Source organism: Acinetobacter sp. ANC 3882 (assembly GCF_022549545.1).
Taxonomy (GTDB): Bacteria; Pseudomonadota; Gammaproteobacteria; order Pseudomonadales; family Moraxellaceae; genus Acinetobacter.
The window spans coordinates 200,622-222,016 of sequence record NZ_JAKZGB010000003.1; the positions used below are offsets into that span (position 1 = coordinate 200,622).

22 protein-coding genes are annotated in these 21,395 nt (G+C 39.8%); 12 read left to right on the plus strand and 10 right to left on the minus strand.

Features of this window, described 5'->3' with window-relative positions; genetic code table 11:
• The first annotated feature begins 18 nt into the window (after nt 1-18).
• The 3 genes from MMO42_RS08485 (at nt 19) to MMO42_RS08495 (ending at nt 2,222) form a co-directional block, all read left to right on the plus strand.
• On the plus strand, nt 19-813 hold the full coding sequence (locus MMO42_RS08485; protein WP_241320085.1) for a hypothetical protein: 795 nt from the start codon (nt 19-21) through the stop codon (nt 811-813).
• Between the two features lie 16 nt (nt 814-829).
• Complete coding sequence (locus MMO42_RS08490) at nt 830-1,642, plus strand: hypothetical protein (RefSeq protein WP_241320277.1); 813 nt, start codon at nt 830-832, stop codon at nt 1,640-1,642.
• 118 nt (nt 1,643-1,760) lie between these two features.
• Nucleotides 1,761-2,222 carry a hypothetical protein gene (locus MMO42_RS08495; RefSeq protein ID WP_241320088.1) on the plus strand — a complete coding sequence of 154 codons (462 nt, stop codon included), beginning with the start codon at nt 1,761-1,763 and terminating at the stop codon, nt 2,220-2,222.
• A 146-nt stretch (nt 2,223-2,368) separates the two neighbouring features.
• Here the strand turns inward: MMO42_RS08495 and purB are convergent, their stop codons facing one another.
• The 4 genes from purB to MMO42_RS08515 are packed head-to-tail and all read right to left on the minus strand — an operon-like array spanning nt 2,369 to nt 6,188.
• Complete coding sequence (gene purB / locus MMO42_RS08500) at nt 2,369-3,757, minus strand: adenylosuccinate lyase (RefSeq protein WP_241320090.1); 1,389 nt, start codon at nt 3,755-3,757, stop codon at nt 2,369-2,371.
• A 54-nt stretch (nt 3,758-3,811) separates the two neighbouring features.
• The gene (hflD, locus tag MMO42_RS08505) at nt 3,812-4,543 is read right to left on the minus strand and encodes a high frequency lysogenization protein HflD (protein WP_241320091.1); all 732 of its coding nucleotides are present in this window, start codon (nt 4,541-4,543) and stop codon (nt 3,812-3,814) included.
• A gap of 18 nt (nt 4,544-4,561) precedes the next feature.
• Nucleotides 4,562-5,695 carry a tRNA 2-thiouridine(34) synthase MnmA gene (gene mnmA / locus MMO42_RS08510; RefSeq protein ID WP_241320093.1) on the minus strand — a complete coding sequence of 378 codons (1,134 nt, stop codon included), beginning with the start codon at nt 5,693-5,695 and terminating at the stop codon, nt 4,562-4,564.
• 4 nt (nt 5,696-5,699) lie between these two features.
• Nucleotides 5,700-6,188, minus strand: coding sequence for an NUDIX hydrolase (locus MMO42_RS08515; RefSeq protein ID WP_241320095.1), 489 nt, complete (start codon nt 6,186-6,188; stop codon nt 5,700-5,702).
• 256 nt (nt 6,189-6,444) lie between these two features.
• On the opposite strand from MMO42_RS08515, the gene MMO42_RS08520 reads away from it, so the two are divergent.
• Nucleotides 6,445-6,867 carry a GNAT family N-acetyltransferase gene (locus MMO42_RS08520; RefSeq protein ID WP_241320097.1) on the plus strand — a complete coding sequence of 141 codons (423 nt, stop codon included), beginning with the start codon at nt 6,445-6,447 and terminating at the stop codon, nt 6,865-6,867.
• A gap of 44 nt (nt 6,868-6,911) precedes the next feature.
• Here the strand turns inward: MMO42_RS08520 and MMO42_RS08525 are convergent, their stop codons facing one another.
• From MMO42_RS08525 to MMO42_RS08540, 4 genes are all read right to left on the minus strand, one after another.
• Complete coding sequence (locus tag MMO42_RS08525) at nt 6,912-7,688, minus strand: DUF4262 domain-containing protein (protein ID WP_241320098.1); 777 nt, start codon at nt 7,686-7,688, stop codon at nt 6,912-6,914.
• 65 nt (nt 7,689-7,753) lie between these two features.
• On the minus strand, nt 7,754-8,296 hold the full coding sequence (locus MMO42_RS08530) for a gamma carbonic anhydrase family protein (RefSeq protein ID WP_241320099.1): 543 nt from the start codon (nt 8,294-8,296) through the stop codon (nt 7,754-7,756).
• A 93-nt stretch (nt 8,297-8,389) separates the two neighbouring features.
• A complete protein-coding gene (dacC, locus tag MMO42_RS08535; RefSeq protein ID WP_005295505.1) occupies nt 8,390-9,538 on the minus strand; it encodes a D-alanyl-D-alanine carboxypeptidase PBP5/6 in 1,149 nt (382 codons plus the stop codon).
• A gap of 127 nt (nt 9,539-9,665) precedes the next feature.
• Nucleotides 9,666-10,067, minus strand: coding sequence for a hypothetical protein (locus MMO42_RS08540; protein WP_241320100.1), 402 nt, complete (start codon nt 10,065-10,067; stop codon nt 9,666-9,668).
• 365 nt (nt 10,068-10,432) lie between these two features.
• On the opposite strand from MMO42_RS08540, the gene MMO42_RS08545 reads away from it, so the two are divergent.
• Nucleotides 10,433-10,795 carry a hypothetical protein gene (locus tag MMO42_RS08545; protein ID WP_241320101.1) on the plus strand — a complete coding sequence of 121 codons (363 nt, stop codon included), beginning with the start codon at nt 10,433-10,435 and terminating at the stop codon, nt 10,793-10,795.
• 94 nt (nt 10,796-10,889) lie between these two features.
• Here the strand turns inward: MMO42_RS08545 and MMO42_RS08550 are convergent, their stop codons facing one another.
• Nucleotides 10,890-11,264 carry a hypothetical protein gene (locus MMO42_RS08550; protein WP_005145825.1) on the minus strand — a complete coding sequence of 125 codons (375 nt, stop codon included), beginning with the start codon at nt 11,262-11,264 and terminating at the stop codon, nt 10,890-10,892.
• Nucleotides 11,265-11,594: 330 nt separating this feature from the next.
• On the opposite strand from MMO42_RS08550, the gene surE reads away from it, so the two are divergent.
• The 3 genes from surE to MMO42_RS08565 all read left to right on the plus strand — a co-directional run bounded on the left by surE (nt 11,595) and on the right by MMO42_RS08565 (nt 14,368).
• Nucleotides 11,595-12,365, plus strand: a complete 771-nt coding sequence (gene surE / locus MMO42_RS08555; protein WP_005145925.1) for a 5'/3'-nucleotidase SurE — start codon at nt 11,595-11,597, stop codon at nt 12,363-12,365.
• A gap of 110 nt (nt 12,366-12,475) precedes the next feature.
• Nucleotides 12,476-13,300 (plus strand): peptidoglycan DD-metalloendopeptidase family protein, encoded by an 825-nt coding sequence (locus tag MMO42_RS08560; RefSeq protein WP_241320102.1) that lies wholly within the window; start codon nt 12,476-12,478, stop codon nt 13,298-13,300.
• Nucleotides 13,301-13,438: 138 nt separating this feature from the next.
• On the plus strand, nt 13,439-14,368 hold the full coding sequence (locus tag MMO42_RS08565; RefSeq protein WP_005295489.1) for a LysR family transcriptional regulator: 930 nt from the start codon (nt 13,439-13,441) through the stop codon (nt 14,366-14,368).
• Between the two features lie 37 nt (nt 14,369-14,405).
• Here the strand turns inward: MMO42_RS08565 and MMO42_RS08570 are convergent, their stop codons facing one another.
• The gene (locus MMO42_RS08570) at nt 14,406-17,036 is read right to left on the minus strand and encodes an AAA family ATPase (protein ID WP_241320103.1); all 2,631 of its coding nucleotides are present in this window, start codon (nt 17,034-17,036) and stop codon (nt 14,406-14,408) included.
• 187 nt (nt 17,037-17,223) lie between these two features.
• On the opposite strand from MMO42_RS08570, the gene MMO42_RS08575 reads away from it, so the two are divergent.
• The 4 genes from MMO42_RS08575 (at nt 17,224) to rpmE (ending at nt 21,329) form a co-directional block, all read left to right on the plus strand.
• Nucleotides 17,224-19,398, plus strand: a complete 2,175-nt coding sequence (locus MMO42_RS08575) for an MFS transporter (RefSeq protein ID WP_241320104.1) — start codon at nt 17,224-17,226, stop codon at nt 19,396-19,398.
• A gap of 2 nt (nt 19,399-19,400) precedes the next feature.
• Complete coding sequence (gene gloA / locus MMO42_RS08580; RefSeq protein WP_241320105.1) at nt 19,401-19,802, plus strand: lactoylglutathione lyase; 402 nt, start codon at nt 19,401-19,403, stop codon at nt 19,800-19,802.
• Nucleotides 19,803-19,937: 135 nt separating this feature from the next.
• The gene (locus MMO42_RS08585; protein ID WP_005295481.1) at nt 19,938-20,906 is read left to right on the plus strand and encodes a bile acid:sodium symporter family protein; all 969 of its coding nucleotides are present in this window, start codon (nt 19,938-19,940) and stop codon (nt 20,904-20,906) included.
• 198 nt (nt 20,907-21,104) lie between these two features.
• The gene (rpmE, locus tag MMO42_RS08590; protein WP_005145945.1) at nt 21,105-21,329 is read left to right on the plus strand and encodes a 50S ribosomal protein L31; all 225 of its coding nucleotides are present in this window, start codon (nt 21,105-21,107) and stop codon (nt 21,327-21,329) included.
• Nucleotides 21,330-21,395 lie beyond the last annotated feature (66 nt).

Sequence of the window (21,395 nt, forward strand, 5' to 3'; positions counted from 1 at the left end):
TGAAGAAGGAATTTTTCAATGAATTTCAGCATCAGTATAAAAATGATAAGTTACTCTAAAAAGATTCTATTAAGTTTTTTACCCATTATTTTATGTATCAGTTGTAGTAATGGTCAGTCAGCAGGGCAGCCAAGCGCTGATACAGAAGTATTTATCAAGAAACTAAACCAGCAGCATCGGTTTAAGGTTCATGGCTGTGCAATTAATTATAACGGTACAGATCTCTATATGAATTCTACCGTTGAACCTTGGATCAAAGCTCTAGGGAAAAACTATAGAAAAGTGGATAGTACGGATGGAATTAATTTAACCAATTTATATATCTATGATGATATAGGAGTGCGATTGGTTGAGAGAAAAAATGATAAGCAAATTGATAGTTTTCGATTTCGTTTAGAAAGACCAGAGCACGATATAAAGAAAGAAACAGATGCAGAAATAGAAGAAGAGCTGAAGAAACCTGATACAGAACAAGTGAGAAGTATATTTAAAGATGCTATCGATATAGATGGGATACTTGTTGGCGCTTATCCAATGCATGATGAGGTTAGAAATAAATTTCATTCAAAAACACGCGTTAGTTATAACTTAACTATTAGCTGTGAAAATGATCAAAAGGGTAGGCCATTTGGAATTGAGTTAAGTACGAGTTTTAATGATCCCGAAGTGATTGATCATATGTATTTTTATAATTATTTTGATTCTATCAGTGATGAGGAAAAAGCGAGACAGCGTAAAGAGTTCTGTGAAGGCCCTGATCGCGATCATCCTATTTTAGGAGGAGGCTGTGAAGACTATCCTACAAAAAAATAAATCTAATATATTGAATATGAATAAATTTAACATTTTTGGAATTCTGTTTATTAGCTTTTTATGTACCAGTTGCAGTAATGGCCAGTCAGCAGGGCAGCCAAGCGCTGATACAGAAGTATTTATCAAGAAACTAAACCAGCAGCATCGGTTTAAGGTTCATGGCTGTGCAATTAATTATAACGGTACAGATCTCTATATGAATTCTACCGTTGAACCTTGGATCAAAGCTCTAGGGAAAAACTATAGAAAAGTGGATAGTACGGATGGAGCTAATTTAACCAATTTATATATCTATGATGATATAGGAGTACGATTGGTTGAGAGAAAAAATGATAAGCAAATTGATAGTTTTCGATTTCGTTTAGAAAGACCAGAGCACGATATAAAGAAAGAAACAGATGCAGAAATAGAAGAAGAGCTGAAGAAACCTGATACAGAACAAGTCAGAAGTATATTTAAAGATGCTATCGATGTAGATGGCGTACTTGTTGGTGCTTATCCAATGCATGATGAAATTAGAAGTAAATTCCATTCAAAAACACGGGTTAGTTATAATCTTACGGTGGATTGTAATGAAAATCAAAAAGGTGAGTCATTTGGAATCGAGTTAAGTACGAGTTTTAATGATCCCGAAGTAATTGATCATATGTATTTTTATAATTATTTGGATTCAATGACCGAAGAGCAAAAAAAGGCATTAGGACGTAGAGCTGATGAAAATGGTAGAGAAATTTGTGGTGATTATTTTGATGTAAAAACTATGAAGGTTGTTCCAAGCTATTGTTCAGTAGAAGAATTGGAAGAGGAAAAGAAAAATGCTAATAAATAGTTTTTCAGGCTAAAGCATTTTTTAGAAGAGGTTTGCTCTAGACAAAGTATTGGGCCTTATGGCAGATATAATTTTGTAATGAAGTTGGTTGAAAATAAATTAATATAGAGGGCATTTTTTGAGTAAGAATATAGCTATAGTTATACTTGGAATAATATTTTTAATACAATTGGCCCTAAATTTATATTTATTTAAATTTAGGGAAACGCCTAAGATACATGTATTAGATCGGCCTTTGCAAATAGCTTCAAGTTTTGATAATTATTCTGAATATACTATTTTGCCAGCGGGTACAGTTTTATATGATGATAGCGATTCTTTAAACAGAAGGGTGATGGTTTATTTTAATCTACAAGGTGTGGATTTCAATTTTGTTGATCAAGATGCTGATATCTTAAAGCAACCTAATGAAGTGTCTGCAATTAGAGCTGTTGATTTGCCTAGAGTCTTAAAATCTATTCCTTTAACCAAGAAAGATATATTTTTAATTATTAAATATGATGAAGATATCAATCCAAAGGTTCGTGAAATGCTATTTAAGAAATATAAAATTGAGCCCTCTGAATTTGAGTCATATTAGGAGTGATTCCTAAAGCAAAATCTATTAAATCAAAAAATTAAAACTTTTTTAGGAATAGGTTGTGAAAATTACCCTATAAAAAAATAACAATACTGCCGTAAAATAAAAAGCAGAGCCGAAGCTCTGCTTTTTTGAGTCAAGCAGTTTTAGATTTTGCTGATCAAATCATTGATTTGTTTTGCTTGTTCTGCTGCATTACCTGTATAGGTTGCAGGTGTCAACTCAGCTAAACGAGCACGTTCATCGGCTGGAACTTGTGCAAGTTCATCGCCATTGACGAAGTTCACCATCATGTCACGGGTCATTGCTTGACCACGAGTCAACGCTTTTAATTTCTCATATGGCTTTTCAACATTATAGCGACGCATAACCGTTTGGATTGGCTCTGCAAGAACTTCCTGTGCTTGATTTAAATCTTCATTCAAACGAGCAGCATTGAGCTCAAGTTTACCAACACCTTTTAAGCACGCATCAAATGCAATTAAGCTTTGCGCAAAACCAACACCCATATTACGTAATACAGTTGAGTCAGTGAGGTCACGCTGCCAACGAGAAACAGGAAGTTTTTCACCGAGGTGACCCAATACTGCATTGGCAATACCCAAGTTACCTTCAGAGTTTTCAAAGTCAATTGGGTTTACTTTGTGAGGCATGGTTGAAGAACCAACTTCGCCATCTTTTAACTTTTGTTTGAAGTAACCAAGCGAGATATAACCCCAAACGTCACGGTTAAAGTCGATCAAGATGGTGTTGTAACGACGCAATGCATCAAACAATTCAGCCATATAGTCATGTGGCTCGATTTGCGTGGTGTATGGGTTAAATGCCAAGCCTAAAGACTCAACAAATGCTTGTGCATGTGCAGCCCAGTCAATTTCAGGGTAAGCAGAAAGGTGAGCGTTGTAGTTACCTACAGCACCATTGATCTTGCCGAGTAATTCTACATTTTCAAATTGCTTGATTTGGCGCGCTAAACGATAAGCAACGTTTGCCATCTCTTTACCCAGTGTAGTCGGGCTTGCAGTTTGACCATGTGTACGAGACAACATCGGTTGTTCAGCATGAGTCGTCGCCAAAGCTGAAATCGCATTGAGAAGTTGCTTCATAGTCGAAACTAAAACTTCACGGCCATTTTTCAGCATCAGTGCATGAGACAAGTTATTAATGTCTTCAGAGGTACAGGCAAAGTGAATAAATTCGCCCGCATTTTGTAATTCATCAATGTTGGCAATTTTTTCTTTAAGGAAATACTCAACTGCTTTTACATCATGGTTTGTTGTACGTTCGATCTCTTTAATGCGATTCGCATCTTCTTCAGAGAAATTCGCAACAATCGCATCTAAAGCCGCATTGGTTTCATTTGAAAATGGCGCAACTTCGATGATTTCTGCACGATTTGCAAGTGCTTGTAACCAACGCACTTCAACCGTGACACGAGCGTGGATTAAACCAAACTCAGACAAAAAAGGGCGTAGGGCATCGCATTTGCTAGCGTAACGTCCATCAAGTGGCGAGAGTGCGGTTAAAGCATTCATACAGATTCCTTAATTTTGGAATAAACATAAAAATAAATTCGTTGTAGCATCGGTCTATACCACCTGATACTGCAAACGAGCGAGAGCTTGAATATCTTGCAATAATTTGCGTTTACTAAAGATCATACTCCAAGAGCTGCCACCGAGCTGCTTCCATAAATGCGCCAGCTGTAAGCCTGTAAATAAGCATGCACGAATACGGTTGGTATGATTGATGTCTTTAAAAGCTTCGGCATTGCCACGGACTAAAATACGTGGATTGATCTGTCCTGCGGTTTCAACATAGGTTTGAGCTAAATTGGCAATGATGCTTGGGTGCAAATAATTATTATCGAAAAATGAGAGTTGCTTTAAGATTTTCTGTTGTGCGGTTTCTATAATTTTGACGTATTCAGGATTGCTATAAACTTTCTTTTCCAGTTGCAACAAGGCCATTGCATAGGACATCGGCAGTTTTGCCGTCGACATTTTGGGAACACGGGATTTGGGTGAAGTATTAAAAGGTTGTGTAATACAACCTTCTAAGGTTTTTAATCCCAGTGAAATGTCAGCAAGCTGATTAAAAAAATCTAAGGTCTGAGAGGCATTATTCGCTGCAGGACGAATATTCAGGCTGGCTTTGATCAACAGTTCAAAATAGAAGTTACCACTATCGCCAATGCTTTGCTGGCCAGCCATTGCAGTCATATGTGTTAACTGAGTTGCCTGAAAGACCGCAGCCAATGCCAGAGCACGGTTCTGTCTAACATTCAACGCTTGAGTGTGCTGAAAGGGTAACTCGACCATGCTTCGCTTCCAATTTCCTTAAATAAAATCTGGTTCAGGTGCATTGGTATGGTGAATCACACCACCACCTAAGCAGACCTCTCCAGAGTAGAACACCACGCTTTGTCCAGGAGTCACAGCGCGTTGTGGCTCGTCAAACTCAACACGAATTCCATTTTCAGTTTGTTCATCGCGGTAGATTGTACACGCTTGATCGGGCTGACGATAACGGGTTTTTGCTGTGCATCGGAATCCAGTCGATGGAATGTCCTGTTCACCTGCAACCCAATCAATTGCTTCGCTCCAAAGCTGTGTACTTTGCATCAATGGATGTTCATGCCCCTGACCAATCACCAAGCGATTGTTGGCAATATCTTTATGTAATACGAACCATGCACCTTCTTGTACACCTTTCATACCACCGATACCAATACCGCCGCGTTGACCCAGCGTATAGTACATCAAGCCATGATGTTCACCAACTTCTTTACCTGATTCCAAAACAATTTTTCCAGCTTGTGCAGGTAAATATTGTTTCAGGAAGTCTGTAAAGCGACGTTCACCAATAAAGCAAATACCAGTGGAGTCTTTTTTCTTGGCAGTTGCCAGATCTAACTCTTCTGCAATGCGACGAACTTCTGGTTTTTCGATTTCACCAACAGGGAACAAGGTCTTGTTGATTTCACGACCATGTACCGCATGTAAGAAATAAGTCTGGTCTTTATTATTATCAACGCCACGGAGTAATGGCGCATAGGTTTCGCCACGTGAATTTTGCATGCTTGCACCACGACGGGCATAGTGACCTGTTGCAATAAAGTCTGCACCTAAAGTCATGGCATGGTCGAGAAACGCACGGAATTTAATTTCTTTATTGCAGAGAATATCTGGGTTTGGTGTACGACCCGCAGCATATTCAGCTAAGAAGTGCTCAAATACGCGATCCCAATATTCCATCGCAAAGTTGGCAGTATGCAGTTTGATGCCAATTTTATCTGCAACGGCCTGAGCATCTGCCAAGTCTTCCAATGCTGTGCAGTAATCCGTACCATCATCTTCTTCCCAATTTTTCATGAAAAGGCCTTCAACTTGATATCCTTGTTGAAGTAATAGTGCGGCAGAAACAGAAGAATCTACACCACCAGACATACCGACGATGACACGTTGTTGCATCTAATTAAGCATCCAAATGAGAAGTAAGTGAGGGAGAGAAAGGGTGCTCATAAATAAGCGATAAAGGGTATTTTTTGCCAGCAAGGGCATCTTCAACAGCTTTTAAAACCAACGGGCTGCGCGCACGTGCGGATTGTTGCAATTCATCCAAATTCATCCAAACTGCAGCCACGATACCTGTATCCAATTGCGCATTTTCCTCAACGGCTGTGACATGTGCCAGAAAGCAAAAACGGTAATAAGTGCGGTCAGGAAACATCGGTGGTGTATAGGTGTAGATACCGAGTAGATGATCAATTTCGACGTGATGGCCTGTTTCTTCTAAGGTTTCACGGATGGCTGCCTGAATAATGGTTTCACCACATTCTACATGTCCCGCAGGTTGATTAAACACGGTATGTACAAAGCCTTCGCTGTGTTCTTCAACAAACAGAAAACGTCCGTCTTTTTCGACAACAGTGGCGACTGTGACATGAGGTGTCCAAGCGGTCATAGAAAGCACCATGGTTTTAAAAAACGTATTCTACAAAATTTGAAAGTTTTTGGCTATGGTGAGATTTTGGTGTAGGTTATTTGTTGTCTCATCTAAATATATATTTGTATGATAAGCATGATTTTAATCTTGGTTTATCTGTATGGAAAATATGAGGTACTTTTTTAAATTGAAGATTGGTATAGGAAGCCCAAGATATTTAATCTACTTTAGTCCTTAGGACTCAAAAAAGTTTTATTCAAATCTGGAGAGGGATATGGATGACATTCGAATTACACTGGATAAAAATGAAATTGATCTGAATATTGTTCATCAATTTCTTAAAACGGCCTATTGGTCGAAAGACATTCCCAAGTCTGTACTTGAAAAGGCATTTAATAATTCTCTATGTGTGGGGTTGATCAGGAATAACCAAATCATTGGTTTTGGTCGAGCAATCACAGATTATGCGACCTTTGCTTACCTAGCAGATATTTATGTTGAAACACAATTTCGTGGAAAAGGTTACGCTAAACTTATTGTGAAGGCATTGCTCGATCAGTGTGATTCAAAAGAGTTAAGACGTATTCTTTTAGCGACTGCGGATGCACATGGCTTATATCGTAAGTTTGGATTTGCTGATCTCGCAAAGCCAGAGAACTTTTTAGAAATAACTCAGCCGAACATATATCAACGCTAAAGGTTATAAAAACTCTTTATGAGTGTCTCCTTAGCTTAGAGACATCATTCATCTTCTTGATATTCTTCATCCAGATAGAGTCTTGTCCATGAACCAGCGATGAAATCTCTTTCAGCCATTTGACCGTAATCGAGATCAAAAACTTCATTAAGACTCGGGTCTTTTAATATCATTTGTTCTAAAGCAACTAAGCGAATATCATCGGTTTCTTGGTCGCCTGTTAAAAACTGCCAATCACCATCGGTATCATGGACAACTCTTAAAATAGGTTGGGCATGCTCTAGCCATTGTCGAGTTGTAAAAATCCCTAAATTTTTAGCTTCCCTGAATTTAAAATCAGCATTACGATCTAACAATGGCTGATCATGAATAAATCTTTCCTCAAATCCATCTTCCCAAGGGAACTTATTATTGCGATGGGCCCAAACCAACTGCAAAGCGGAAAAGTTGTTGTGTTGATAGTAATTTAAAGCAGCACCAAAATAATCTTCAATATTTTTAACATCTACATGCAAAAATTGAGCACGACTTTCTTTAAAAATTTGATCGCCATACTCTTGATTGAGCGCAATTGTTTCTCCATTTTTGATCAGATTAGCGACATCGTTGATGATGGTATGTGCTAAGTCCGTTGGTAGCCCAAAGCATATAATTTCAGGATGCTGATAGTTTTCATATAAACCAATACTATAACTAAAAGAGGGTAAATAGTCTGTTGCACTAATTCCCATAACTTGCAGTCCGTATTTCTCAATATTGGACTTGGTTTGGTTGATTAATGCATCAGGACTGGGACAGTCGTGTGGATGATCAGCGTTCATTAAATATCTCTAAAAGTTTAATATTTTTAATGATGTATAAAAGATGGAAGAGAATAATAACGAGGTTAAGCTTCATTCTTCTTATAATTATCCTTCACTTTCACATAATTCTGAGCTGAATATGGTAAAAACTCCATTTCCTTTTCAGTCAGCGCACGAACTTGTTGTACTGGACTACCGACATACAAATAACCACTTTTTAAAACTTTACGTGGTGGCACAAGACTACCTGCACCAATCATCACATCATCTTCAATGATCACGTCATCTAAAACAACGGTATTAATCCCAATCAAGACGCGATTACCAATGGTACATCCATGCAAAGTCACATGATGCCCAACAGTTACATCTTCACCAATCACCAGTGGGGAACCATTCGGTTTAGATTGATTCTTATGACTAACATGTAACATACAGTGATCTTGTACATTACTATTTTTGCCAATCTGAATTGAATTTACATCACCACGAATGACGGCAAAAGGCCAGACCGAAACATTCTCTGCTAATTTGACATCACCAACCACAACTGACATTTTATCCACGTAACAGCTTGAATCGACATCAGGTTTTTGGTCTAGATAGGGACGAATGTTCTTTGGCATAGTCGCTTTCGATTGGAAAATTTAGGGTAATTATAAAATAAAAAAGCATTCATACCCAAGAGCATGAATGCTTTATCTACCTATTCTAAAAAATTAGAATAAGTTGCTGAAGAACATTTTAATATGATCAATCATACGAGCAAAGAAACCAGCTTCTTCAACAGGCTTCAAGGCAACCAGTGGTTTTTCAGCAATCACTTTACCATCAAGGCTCGCAACGAGTTTACCTACAACTTGACCTTTTGCTAAAGGCGCATTGAGTTTAGGTTGAACCACTAGCTGAGTTTTGATTTTGTCGGCTTGGCCTTTAGGCATGGTGACATTGAAGTTCTCAGCTAAACCGATTTGAACTTCATCTTGTTTACCAAACCATACTTTTGCTTTGGCAAGAACTTGGTTTGCAGGTTGAACATTTGCAGTTTCAAAGTTTGCAAAGCCCCAAGCCAATAATGTACGTGTTTGATTGGCACGTTCATTCATGCTTGGTGTACCAAAGATCACCGAGATCAAACGCATTGGCCCACGTTTACTTGATGTTGTTAGGCAAAAACCTGCCTCGTCGGTATGACCCGTTTTTAAACCATCTACGCTTGGATCAGTATAAAGCAGGGCATTACGGTTACCTTGCTTGATACCGTTAAAAGCAAACTCTTTTTCTGAATAAATTGGGTAGTATTTAGAGCTATCTTTGATGATATGTTGTGCTAGTACAGCCATATCTTTTGCAGTTGAGTAATGACCTTCAGCTGGCATACCTGTTGAGTTGATGAAGTGCGTATTCACCATACCCACACGTTTTGCTTCTTGGTTCATCATATGGGCAAAGGTACCTTCATTGCCCGCAATATGCTCAGCCATTGCTTTAGATGCATCGTTACCTGATTGAATAATAATACCGCGTAACATTTCTAGAACAGTTGCAGTGCCATTTAATGGAACATACATACATGATTCTGAACTGGTACCACGACACCACGCAGATTCATTCATGCGTACTTGTTCGTTTTCAGTCAATTCACCCTTTAAAAGTTTCTGTTCAATGATGTAGCTTGTCATCATTTTTGTCATTGAAGCAGGTGCCAGTTTTTCATTTTCGTTTTTGGCAGCGAGGATCTGTCCTGTCTCATAATCCATCAACACATAGGATTTATTATTTAGTTCTGGTGGGGCAGATAGGACAGTTGCTGCATATGAAAAGCTTGGCAAAAGGAGTAATGCAGCAAGAGCGCTTTTTTGAGTCATTCTAGGTGGTTCCAATATCTTGTATGAAGCAGACGAGCCTAGCATTTTAGGATAAAGCAAAGCCGACTTCTACGGGAGAAATCGGCTTTTTCATACAGTATTGTAACCTGAAGCTTAATTGGTCGGATTATTTCGAATAATAATTACGAACATCATCGCAAATTTGACGATTGTCATTATCAGAAGCTGCTTTTGCATCAGCTCGTGCTTCTTTTAACGCTTCCTGAAAATCTTTGCCTTTCACGCGTTTATTGAGTGTTTCGACCGCCTTGGTATCATTACTTAAATAGGCTTTGACCAGATTGTCATAGGCTTTATTAAATTTTAAATCTTTACCAATGAGACTTGGGCAGATTTCAGAAAGCACATAGATTGCAGCAAGTTCTTGCTTGGTTACGCTGTCAGACATTGGCGTGACTTCAATCTTTTCAGTTTCTGACTTTTTCTCAGCCGCAAATGCTGATGAAGTAAGTGCACTCGAGGCGATGAGCAATGATAAACCTAGTGTTTTAAAAACATTTTTCTTCATAAGAAATCAGACTCAAATAACAAGACTTAAAGAATTTGAATAACTTATAGCATAAAAGGATGTTAAAAAATGTATGTTTGCTGTAGGAACCGTGGAGAAAATGTGGTTTTTAATTTGAGTATTGAAAACCTAGCCATTGTTTAATGGACTTATCAGGCTTAAAAAATTGTATGTGTTTGAAGAGGTTGCTTGGTGCATTTTTGCTCTTCACTTGATCTTCGAAGTCACCCCGAATATGATTAAAAAATAAACTAATTGGCTGCTTTATGAAAATGAAAGTAGCGGTTAAATGTGTGTTGTGAAATATAAAGGTTGAGTAAAAAATTAGGAAAATAACAAATTATATTGAAAGAGGAAGCAAGAACATGGAGCCAAAATTCAAAGGCGGTGTTGATATTGCACTGAAACTACCACCGCATCAATTCGAAGCTACAGTCGCATTCTATCGTGATGTGATTGGTCTTAAGCAAATCACAGAAAAAGGTTCGGAGATTGGTTTTGAGTTTGGACCAGTTAAATTATGGATTGATGTGGTTGAGGGGATGAGTCAAGCAGAGCTTTGGCTTGAACTGTTTACAGATAGTTTTCCCGAAGCAGCTCAATATCTGAATCAGGCAGGTGTGGTGCGTTGTGATGCTATTGAGCCTTTACCTGAGGGCTTCAAAGGTGGTTGGATCAGCAGTCCAGCCAATATTATTCATATGGTCCGCGAACCAGATGCCTGGTAATGCTTATATGTATAGAAATAATGTCTTGGTAGATAATGGAAGAGTGGTTTCAAACAATTTGGGTTTAAAACCACACGATTATTCCAAAGCTTGATTAGCCTTCGAAATTTAAAACTTCTTCACATACAGACTTTTGTTCAGCTTTATCGACTTCTGATGCTGCTTCACGCGCATCTTTCAACAAAGTTTTGAATTCGCCATCTTTTTGTAGGCTATCTAATGATGCTGTTTTATCTGAATAATTGCTGAGATATGAACCCACCATTTTCTTGATATTTTGATCAAACTTGGCGTTCTTTCCGATCAAGTTAGGACACATTTCGATAAGCACTTGTGCATTGGCGATGTCATCTTTAATTAATGCATCCGCTTCTTTAACTGAAACCGCTTCATCAGCAAAAACAGCTGGTGCTGTTAAAAGTGTGAAACTCACCCCGAAAACTCGGATAAACTTAGATAAATGTCTCATGGTTGTATAAATTTCTAATACTATGAAGTCATAACTATATATAATTCAAGGAATAATTCAATTGGGAAAACTGCTGAGTAATCTGGTGGTTGTTGACATCTCTCTATGATTTTTAACTGTGATTTATGTTGCTCATTGATTTTGTATGAACATCGAAAGATATGTTGTTCAGATGAGGAAGGATGGTTGAATTTAGTCGAATTTCAGTGATGGAACTTGACAAGTGGATTGCCATTGCCTAGGTTTCATGCCTTATTTGAGTTATTTTCAGCTGTTCATGCAAGGTAGAGCTGAATATGCCAGCAGATACTGTATAGAGAATTAATTTTAGTGAATATCTTAATAGCAAATGATGATGGTGTGTTCGCACCAGGACTACAAGCTTTGGCCCAAGCGTTAAAGCCATTGGGTCGCGTCGTGGTGGTTGCACCTGAAAGTGAACGAAGTGGTTATTCGAGTGCTTTAACGCTAGATCGCCCATTGCGGCCTATACAAATTTCTGAAGATGTTTGGGCTGTGAATGGCACACCTGCGGACTGTGTCTATTTATCCATGAATGGACTATTTGATTTTGAGTTTGATCTGGTGGTCAGTGGAATCAATAGTGGTGCCAATCTGGGTGATGATGTTTTATATTCAGGTACTGTGGGTGCTGCTTTTGAAGGACGCTTGATGAAGCATCCAGCAATTGCTGTATCACTAGCGGGATCAAATGTACGCGCTTATGAGCATCCGCAACATTATGCAGTTGCTGCTCAATGGGTTCATGATTTTATTGCCAAAGGTTTACCTGTTTTGCCACCGCGTCATATCTTTAATATTAATATTCCAGATGTGGAGCAGATCAAAGGGGCACAGGTCACTTATCAGGGGCGTCGTGCGCAATCAAAGCCAATAAGTAGTCATGTTGATCCGCGTGGTCGTCAAGTGTATTGGATCGGATTGGCAGGTGAAGCGATTACTGATCCACAAGCCGTATCGAGTGATATCCAGTCTGATTTTTTTGCAGTTTCGAATGGTTATGTCAGTATTACGCCTATCCAAATGGATGCGACTAACTATGCAGTACTGGAAAATTTGCACGCTCATGTAAATGGTTAGGCGTTTGAATGTTATAACTTTGTGAATATCAGAGGTGAGAACTCGTTTTTTCTCACTTTTTTGATACTCTTAGGCGCAAATATATTAAGGTTTTTTCGATGAGGGCGAAGATGCACTTAAACCATGTCTCGGTTTTTCTATCACAGAAGATGATTAAAACAATCGTTTTGTCTATGGCGGTTGCAACAGTGACAGTGATGACAGGGTGTGCATCTAAACCGCAAGTGAATGGTGGCACACGTTCTGTGCAAGCACCGAATTATTATACTGTTCGTTCCGGTGATACTTTAAGTGCGATTTCAAATCGCTATGGTTTGAACTATTTAGATGTAGCTGCACTCAATGATATCGCTGCGCCATATCGAATTTATGTGAATCAATCTTTGCGCTTAAAAGGTTCTGTCGCTCAACGCACAACCTCAACACAAGTGATGGCGCAAACCGCGCCTATTCAGCGTCAAAGCATTAACTTACCAACGCAGCAACCTGTTCAACCAAAAACACAGCCTGTGATCCCACGTCCTGTCGTACCAACCGTGCCAGTGAATCCATCATCGACGCTAGCTTCAAGCTTACGTTGGGTGAAACCATCGAATGGACCAATTATCCAAAGCTATAATATGGCGAGTAATGTAAAAGGAACGCGTTACGGTGGTAATGAAGGTGATCCAATTTTTGCTGCTGCAAATGGGCAAGTGGTCTATGCTGCGGATGGTTTAAAAGAATATGGCAATTTGGTCTTGGTCAAGCATATTGATGGCTATATCACCGCATATGCACATAACAGCAAAATGTTGGTGAAGAGCGGTGATAATGTGACTGCTGGTCAGAAAATTGCAGAAATGGGTTCTTCGGGTGCTTCACGCGTCATGATGGAGTTCCAAGTCCGCTTAGATGGAAAACCTGTGAACCCTGTCACGGTTTTACCAAATTAACTCTAGGATTATTAACAATATTTCAATTATTTATTAATAATCCACTAGTGCATAAATAGACTTCCTTGTATACTCAAATTAGATTGCTTTCACTAGAACAATAAGCATATTAATAAATTAAGGGTAAGAGGGAAGTCTATGCTAGATCAATTGCGTGCAATGGGGGTTTTTGCCTGTGTTGTCGAAAAAAGCTCTTTTAGCGGTGCTGCAAGAGACTTAGGAATTACAACCAGCGCGGTCAGTCAACAAATCCGTTCTTTAGAACAAGAAATGGATGTTACTTTACTTCATCGTTCAACTCGCAAACTCAGTCTTACTGAAGCTGGACAAGCATTCTTCTTAAGTTGCCAAGAAATGTTAGCTGCGGCGGAACGTGGCAAAATCAGAATTAATGAATTACGTGATGACCTAGTCGGTGATCTGCGTATTGCAACCACGCCTGAATTGGGTGCTTTGCACGTCATTCCTGCGCTTTCTCATTGGATGTCAGCGCATAAAGGCTTGGCAATTCATTTTGAAGCTGATCACCGTTATATCGATTTAATTGAAGAACGCATTGATATTGCGATTCGCATGAGCTTAAAAGTAGATGATCATCAACTGGCTGCTGTGCCTTTAGCGCGAGTCGATCAAGTATTGGTTGCTTCACCGAGTTACCTAAATCAAGCACAGCCGATTACACGTCCTGAAGACTTGCGCCATCATGAATTACTGCCCATTACTTTAATGCAAGGCTATCAACATTTTGCATTCCGTCATGGTATCAGTGGTGAAGTGGTGAACCTCGACATGAAATCACGTTTAGGCACCAATAATGTCTTTGTGGCAAAATCTCTATGCCAGCAAGGTCATGGTATCGCACGTATTTTGTATATGGATATTCAGAAAGAATTGGTGAGTGGTTCGTTAGTTGAGGTTTTACCTGATTGGCAACTTCCCGCATATACCTTGCATGCATTAACGTCTAAGCGTGAACAATACCCGATGAAAGTGCATCGCTGTATTGATGCGTTGAAACAATATTTTGCTCAGTTGCCAGGTGGACGTTCCTTACAGGGCGTAGCCTAACAAAAAAGCCATGCTCCTAGGAACATGGCTTTTTCTTTTATCTCTTTTTCTTATGTTTAAGAGATTTTAAGCTTTTTGCTTCAACAGCATTTTCTTCTGAGACTTTCGCTTCAGCAGCTTCTTTTTTTGCTTTCTTACGCTTTTTCTTTTTCTTTGGTTCATCATCTTCAACTGCTTCACCGTCTTCGATGGCTTGCCAATACTCAAGTTGTTCCATGACCGCAGCGTAGATTGAGTTCTTGCTGTAACGTCCTTTCTTGTCGAGAGTTCCGACGGGACGTGCCATGAGAATCTCTAAAGCTTGGTCGATGGTGTCGATGGCGTGGACATGGAACTGGCCAGCTTGCACAGCGTCAATCACATCTTGACGTAACATCAGGTGTTGCATGTTTTGACGTGGAATAATCACCCCTTGTTTGCCTGTTAAGCCTTGCAGCTTACATGCATCATAGAAGCCTTCAATCTTCGCATTGACGCCACCAATCGGTTGCACCTGACCTAACTGGTTCATCGAACCTGTAATGGCCCAAGATTGATCAATCGGAATTTGGCATATGGCAGAGATTAAGGCTGAAAGTTCCGCAACTGTCGCACTATCACCATCGACTTGTCCGTAACTTTGCTCAAATGCTAAAGCCGCTGAGAAGTGCAGGATTTGTTCACGACCAAAGTGTGCTTTCAAGAAGCTGGACATCAGCAAGACACCTTTGGCATGCAATGAACCACCCAACTCAACACTACGTTCAATATCTAAGATATCGCCGCCACCTTGATAAACAGATGCAGTCAGGCGGGAAGGGAGACCAAATTCTACATCGGCGTAGTGAATCACAGAAAGTGCATTGATTTGACCTAGGCGATGTCCTGAAGTTTCAATCAACTGGGTGCCACGAGACAGATCTTGCCAATATAGCTCACGCAAATAGCCTAGACGATATTGACGATGATGCAGTGCTTGATTCACATGCTGATCGATCACGATTTTATCATCCGCTTTAAAAGCATGATGATGGGCTTCACGAATTAAATCACCAAGTGTTGAGGCATGTAGTGATAATGAACTTTGATCTTCGGCTTGGCGGCTAGAGTCCGTGAGTAAAGCGGCAAGCGCTGAGCGATCGAAAGGGAGTAACTTGTCAGCTTGAACATAGTCGGCGATCAACTGCATATAGGCTTGTTCATTACTGTCATTACGTTGTAATGTATCAGTAAAGTCGGCACGAATTTTAAAGACGCTGCCTAACTCAGGCTCAAGCTCTAAAATTTCATAATAAATCTCAGGTTCGGCCAGTAAGATCACTTTAATATCTAAAGGAACAGAAGCAGGTTCAATCGAGATGCTGCCTGTTAAGGTCAACATATGTTCCAAAGAGGATAACTTCAGTTGTCCTGATTTTAATGCTCGTTTTAAACCTTGCCATGCATAAGGCTGCTCAAGTAGTTGTTCAGCTTCAAGCATTAAAAAGCCGCCGTTGGCTTGATGCAAAGAACCAGGACGAATCAAGGTGAAATCGGTGGTAATCGTGCCGTTATGTGTTAACTGCTCAACATGACCTAATAGATTGTAATGCGTTGGAAAATCTTCAAAAATAACCGGCGCACCGCTATTTGGTTTGTTGGCAATGATCACATTGGCTTGATAACGTGAAGGGACACGGTTAAATAAAGCTGGGGTAAAATCATCTTCTTCTTGTTCTAAGATTAGCTCAACATTGTCAATAATGTCTTCAGCATAATGCTTTAAGAACAGTTCTAGCCCATTTACCTCTTTGTTTTTATTGAGTATTGACTCAATACGTGGCATCACCACTTGTGTTGCAATGTCACGATTTAAGCTTGAAACTCGATCACGCGCATCATCTTCTAAATCACCTAGATGCAAACCTAAGCGTTCAAGCTTTTTCTCCATATAGCGGATATTGGAGTTGATTTCTGTGCGCTCTTTGCTTGGTAGAGCATTCAACTCATTTTGAGTTAATTCATGATATTCATTCTCTTTGAGTTGCATCGGAATAAATACATGTTTGTCATTACGAGAAATCAATTTTAAATTGATTTCCTCACCTTCTTTGGTGAGTTCAACCAAAGCCTGTTGTTGCACGTCCCCAGTATCTTGACGAATACGTTCGATACGATTGTGGTAGCTTTCTGCACTAAAACGACGTTCTAACTGTTTTAAAATGATTTGCCACGCTTGTTGCAGTGCATTTTGAAATTTAGTGCCTTGTCCAGCTGGAAAGCGGAGTGCAATGGGCTGTCTTGGATTTTTGAAATTGTTGACATATACCCAATCATTCGGGGTTGGCATGGTTTTGGCGTGCTGCTGCAGCAAACGCTTAATCATGGTGCGTTTACCAAGTCCAGCCGTGCCAACAGCAAAAATGTTATAACCTGAATAAGGTAAGGATATTCCCGCTTCAACAGAGGCGCGGGCTCGATCTTGCCCTAAAAAATTGTTGAGCGGTTTAATCCGTTTTGTTGAGCTTGGTATCTCAGCTAAATCTGGAATATGAGTCAGTTGATCTGCACGTAATGCTGTTTTAGTCAGTGTTGGTTGTATGTCCGTCTGCTCGAAAGCGCTAGGTAATGAATTAAGGTTTGCAGTAATAGTGTTTGTTGGTGTTAAAGATAAAGTTGTTGCCGTCATTTGATCGAGTTTTTGGGTCACTGTTGCTGTCCAACAAATTAAACTAAAGTTGAGTAATTAAAGGTATACAGTTTTAGGTCTAAAGATCAAGCGAACTTGTGTTTTTTATCGACAAAACAAAAGAATGGTTGCATAAAGCAACTTGCAAGCAAGGGCAAGAAACGATTGAATAAGCACATTCACGCATGTTCATGGAAAATAATAACCAATGACAACTCAAGCCTCTAGTTGGGCATCTGCATTTAAAGCATTTTTAGATCGCCGTGCTCTAATTATGTTATTTCTTGGTTTCTCTGCGGGGATTCCAATTTTATTGATTTTTTCTAGCCTATCTTTATGGTTGGGCGAGGCTGGTATCGATAAAAGTGCGGTCACTTTTTTTAGTTGGGCTGCACTCGGTTATTCTTTTAAGTTTGTTTGGGCGCCATTAATTGACGAATTGCCGGTTCCGTTTTTAACTAAAAGTTTGGGTCGTCGTCGTGCTTGGTTGCTCATTGCACAATGCTTAATTATTTGTGCGATTTGTATCATGGCATTTTCTGATCCATCTTTGGGTCAAAGCTATTTAATCCAGATGGCGGTCGGGGCTGTACTGTTGGGCTTTTCAGCAGCGACACAAGATATTGTCATTGATGCTTACCGTATTGAACTGGCTGAAACTGAAATGCAAACGGTTTTGGCTTCAACCTACAATGCAGGTTATCGTATCGGGATGATTGTTGCTGGTGCTGGTGCATTGTTCTTGGCTGCCTATTTGGGTACAGCGAAAGGCAACTACATCTACGAAGCTTGGAAATACACCTATTTAACCATGGCTGCCGTGATGGTGGTTGGGATCATCACCACTTTGTGTGTTCGTGAACCACAGGTAAATCGTGTTTATAAACACTATAAAACTACTGATTATTACCGCTTGGTATTTGTATTCTTTATTGCAGTTGCAACCTTTGTTATTAGTTATATTTATTCTGGCAATGTCACAGATGCAATCTCAAAATCAGCAGGGATTAAGGATACAGCCGCATTATTTGGTTTGGAAGCTTTACGCTTTTTAACAGCTACCGCAACGGCGTTATTAGTGGGCTTTGGATTAGTGAAGACTGGTGTCGTGAACCAGCAAATGGCAAAAGAAACGTGGGTCGCTCCGATTCTGGATTTCTTTAAGCGTTATGGGGTCAAACTGGCTTTAGTCCTGTTACTGTTGATAGGTTTCTTCCGTATCTCTGACATTATTGCAGGGGTAATTTCCAATGTGTTCTATCAAGATCTGAACTTTAGTAAGGAGCAGATTGCAGAAGCGGTTAAAATTTACGGTGTTTTATTTAGCTTGGTGGGCGGTTTCTTAGGTGGCTTGTTGGCACAGCGTATGAACATTATGAAATTGATGTTTGTCGGTGCAGTCTTAGCCAGCTCAACCAATTTGATTTTTATCGGCTTGGTAAAATCGGGTAAACCACTCGATCAAGTTGAAGTACAAGTTGGTGATCAGCGTTATCAAGTTCAGACTGATGAGGTGGGGTATTGGAAGCTACAGGTACCGAATGAAGCGTTGTTAAAGGCAGATTCAGTTCAGGTGAGCACCCAATATCAAAATCAGGCTGACTCTAAAATTCAATTGGCAGTGCCATATTTAATCAGCTCGCAACAGCCTCAAATTCAATTGTTGCCCATGAGTGGTGATGATCAACTCACAGCAAAAGAGTTAAAACAAAGTTTGGTGATTAAAGGACAGCTTGCGAATATTAAGCCTGAAGATTTAGATGCTGAACGTCCAGTGATCTTAAGCTTAGATGGTCAGGAGTTTGTGGCAAAGCTAGATCAACAGGGTTTATTTAGTGGCGTTATCGATGGCAAAATTTTACAGGCATCGCCAAGTAAAAGTATTACAGCTATAGCAAACTTAAAAAGTAATCCTACGGATCAATTGTTAGCAACACGACAATATCGTATTGATACAGCATCCCATGCTGAAACAGCGCTCAATGTAGATATTCAACCGATTGCTGTGATTGATCCTGCTCAACAAGGCACAGTCGAGCTTTCTGGTAAGGTAATTAAAAGCTATAGCTCTTTATGGTTATATTTAGCCATTATTGTGGATAATTTGGCTTCTGGTCTTGCAGGTGCGGCATTTATCGCCTTCTTGTCCAGCTTAACCAGCGTATCATTTACAGCAGTTCAGTATGCGATTTTTAGTTCTCTCATGACGCTCACGCCTAAATTGTTGGGTGGGTATTCGGGAACAATCGTTAGCAATATTGGCTATCCGAATTTCTTTTTAATGACGACTTTAATTGGTATTCCAATTTTAGTTCTTGTGGTTTGGGTTGCGAAACTTTTACGTGACCATGAAAACCAGACAACACAGCAGAAAGGTGAATAACTATGCGCATGTTACATACGATGCTACGAGTAGGTAATTTAGAACAGTCTTTAACGTTCTACACTGAGGTACTTGGTATGAAATTGCTACGCCAACGTGACTATGAAGAAGGGCGTTTTACGTTAGCATTTGTTGGTTACGGTGATGAAAAAAACAACACCGTGCTTGAGCTTACTCATAACTGGGACACGGCGAGCTATGAACTTGGCAATGCCTATGGTCACATTGCAATTGGTGTAGACGATGCTTATAAAGCATGTGAAGACATCAAGGCTCGTGGCGGTAAAGTTGTACGTGAAGCGGGTCCAATGAAAGGCGGTGTAACGGTCATTGCTTTTGTTGAAGATCCAGATGGTTATAAAGTTGAACTTATTCAACAAGATCAGGATGCCTATAATAATTAATCTTTGGTCACATAAGCCCAAGATTTCTTATCTAAAGCCCTAGCTTTATTTATAGAGCCCAGTATGATGTTCGATCAAATGGTCAACAAGTCATGCTGGGCTTTATAGTTCTTAGAGAATAGATAGGGATAAGTTATGTTGAAATTATTGGCATTGGATCGCTTTACCATATTATTAGTTGGGATGGTAATACTGGCGACGTTTTTTCCAGTTTCGGGGCAAATTGCACATTATTTTAATATTCTAACCACCGTCGCAATCGCAATACTTTTCTTCTTGCATGGTGCGAAACTCTCACGTGAGGCAGTGCTTGAGGGGATGATGCATTGGAAAATGCATGCTTTGGTGTTTGCTTTTACTTTTGCGATCTTTCCTGTCATTGGACTACTCGCTAGACCTGTGTTGGAACCTTTGTTAGGTCAGCCTTTGTATTGGGGTTTCCTGTTTATGTGCTTCTTGCCATCCACAGTACAATCTTCAATTGCATTTACCTCTATGGCCAAGGGCAATGTCGCTGCTGCTGTTTGTAGTGCTTCTTTCTCCAATATCATTGGTATGTTTATTACCCCGATTTTGGTCAGTTATTTTATTTTAGGACAAAGTCAGCATGGTTTTGATCCAACTAAATCGATTATTCAAATCACCTTGTTATTGCTAGTTCCTTTTATTCTCGGTCAGTTACTTCGTCCTTATGTTTTTCCGTATATGGTTAAAGTGCCAAGCATCGTTAAAGCTTTTGATCAGGGATCAATCTTAATGGTGGTGTATGGTGCATTTAGCAGTGCAGTGGTCGCAGGCTTATGGCATCAGGTCAGTGGGCTAACCTTACTGTATCTAGTCCTTGCATGTTCAGTGTTACTGACGATCGTTATGCTGCTTGCTTTATATTTACCGAAATGGTTGGGCTTTAATCAGGCTGATCAGGTGACGATCTTTTTTTGCAGCTCAAAGAAAACACTGGCGAGTGGAGTGCCAATGGCGCAAATTCTATTTATTGGGCAACCTTTGGGTATGATTGTGCTGCCAATTATGATTTTTCATCAAATTCAGCTCATGGTATGTGGCGTGATTGCGAATCATTGGGCAAAATCCAAGCAGGAATAGTTCGCAAAATTTAATTCTTTGGCGTATAATGCTTGCCACTTGTTGGCTTTGCTCTGACCGTAAGAGTCTCGGTGAGTCAAAAGAAATGGTCTGTTGTGGTGTTGATCTGCAAGTGTGCGAACACTTTGCTTTCCTCGTTTTGAGAGTGATCAATTGCGATAACAGCTTAAGCCTTTCTTACTAATAGGAGCATCGAGCATGCGCGCCGATATTCACCCTAAATACGAAAACTTAGTTGCTACTTGTTCATGTGGTAACGTAATCGAAACTAAATCTGCTCTTGGTAAAGAAACTATTTACCTTGACGTATGTTCAGCTTGCCACCCATTCTATACTGGTAAACAAAAGAATGTGGACACTGGCGGCCGTATCGACAAATTCAAACAACGTTTCTCTGGTATGTCACGTTCTATCAAACGTTAATATCGAGAAAGAGAAAACGGGCAATATGCCCGTTTTTTTGTGCCTTCTAATTCTCCCTCCTTTCAA

Bases quoted from the DNA above. Each gene is read 5' to 3' on its own strand.
- MMO42_RS08485 (WP_241320085.1), top strand. From the start codon at position 19: ATGAATTTCAGCATCAGTATAAAAATGATAAGTTACTCTAAAAAGATT.
- MMO42_RS08490 (WP_241320277.1), top strand. From the start codon at position 830: ATGAATAAATTTAACATTTTTGGAATTCTGTTTATTAGCTTTTTATGT.
- purB (WP_241320090.1), bottom strand. From the start codon at position 3,757: ATGAATGCTTTAACCGCACTCTCGCCACTTGATGGACGTTACGCTAGC.
- hflD (WP_241320091.1), bottom strand. From the start codon at position 4,543: ATGGTCGAGTTACCCTTTCAGCACACTCAAGCGTTGAATGTTAGACAG.
- mnmA (WP_241320093.1), bottom strand. From the start codon at position 5,695: ATGCAACAACGTGTCATCGTCGGTATGTCTGGTGGTGTAGATTCTTCT.
- MMO42_RS08515 (WP_241320095.1), bottom strand. From the start codon at position 6,188: ATGACCGCTTGGACACCTCATGTCACAGTCGCCACTGTTGTCGAAAAA.
- MMO42_RS08520 (WP_241320097.1), top strand. From the start codon at position 6,445: ATGGATGACATTCGAATTACACTGGATAAAAATGAAATTGATCTGAAT.
- MMO42_RS08525 (WP_241320098.1), bottom strand. From the start codon at position 7,688: ATGAACGCTGATCATCCACACGACTGTCCCAGTCCTGATGCATTAATC.
- MMO42_RS08530 (WP_241320099.1), bottom strand. From the start codon at position 8,296: ATGCCAAAGAACATTCGTCCCTATCTAGACCAAAAACCTGATGTCGAT.
- dacC (WP_005295505.1), bottom strand. From the start codon at position 9,538: ATGACTCAAAAAAGCGCTCTTGCTGCATTACTCCTTTTGCCAAGCTTT.
- MMO42_RS08540 (WP_241320100.1), bottom strand. From the start codon at position 10,067: ATGAAGAAAAATGTTTTTAAAACACTAGGTTTATCATTGCTCATCGCC.
- MMO42_RS08545 (WP_241320101.1), top strand. From the start codon at position 10,433: ATGGAGCCAAAATTCAAAGGCGGTGTTGATATTGCACTGAAACTACCA.
- MMO42_RS08550 (WP_005145825.1), bottom strand. From the start codon at position 11,264: ATGAGACATTTATCTAAGTTTATCCGAGTTTTCGGGGTGAGTTTCACA.
- MMO42_RS08560 (WP_241320102.1), top strand. From the start codon at position 12,476: ATGCACTTAAACCATGTCTCGGTTTTTCTATCACAGAAGATGATTAAA.
- MMO42_RS08565 (WP_005295489.1), top strand. From the start codon at position 13,439: ATGCTAGATCAATTGCGTGCAATGGGGGTTTTTGCCTGTGTTGTCGAA.
- MMO42_RS08575 (WP_241320104.1), top strand. From the start codon at position 17,224: ATGACAACTCAAGCCTCTAGTTGGGCATCTGCATTTAAAGCATTTTTA.
- gloA (WP_241320105.1), top strand. From the start codon at position 19,401: ATGCGCATGTTACATACGATGCTACGAGTAGGTAATTTAGAACAGTCT.
- MMO42_RS08585 (WP_005295481.1), top strand. From the start codon at position 19,938: ATGTTGAAATTATTGGCATTGGATCGCTTTACCATATTATTAGTTGGG.
- rpmE (WP_005145945.1), top strand. From the start codon at position 21,105: ATGCGCGCCGATATTCACCCTAAATACGAAAACTTAGTTGCTACTTGT.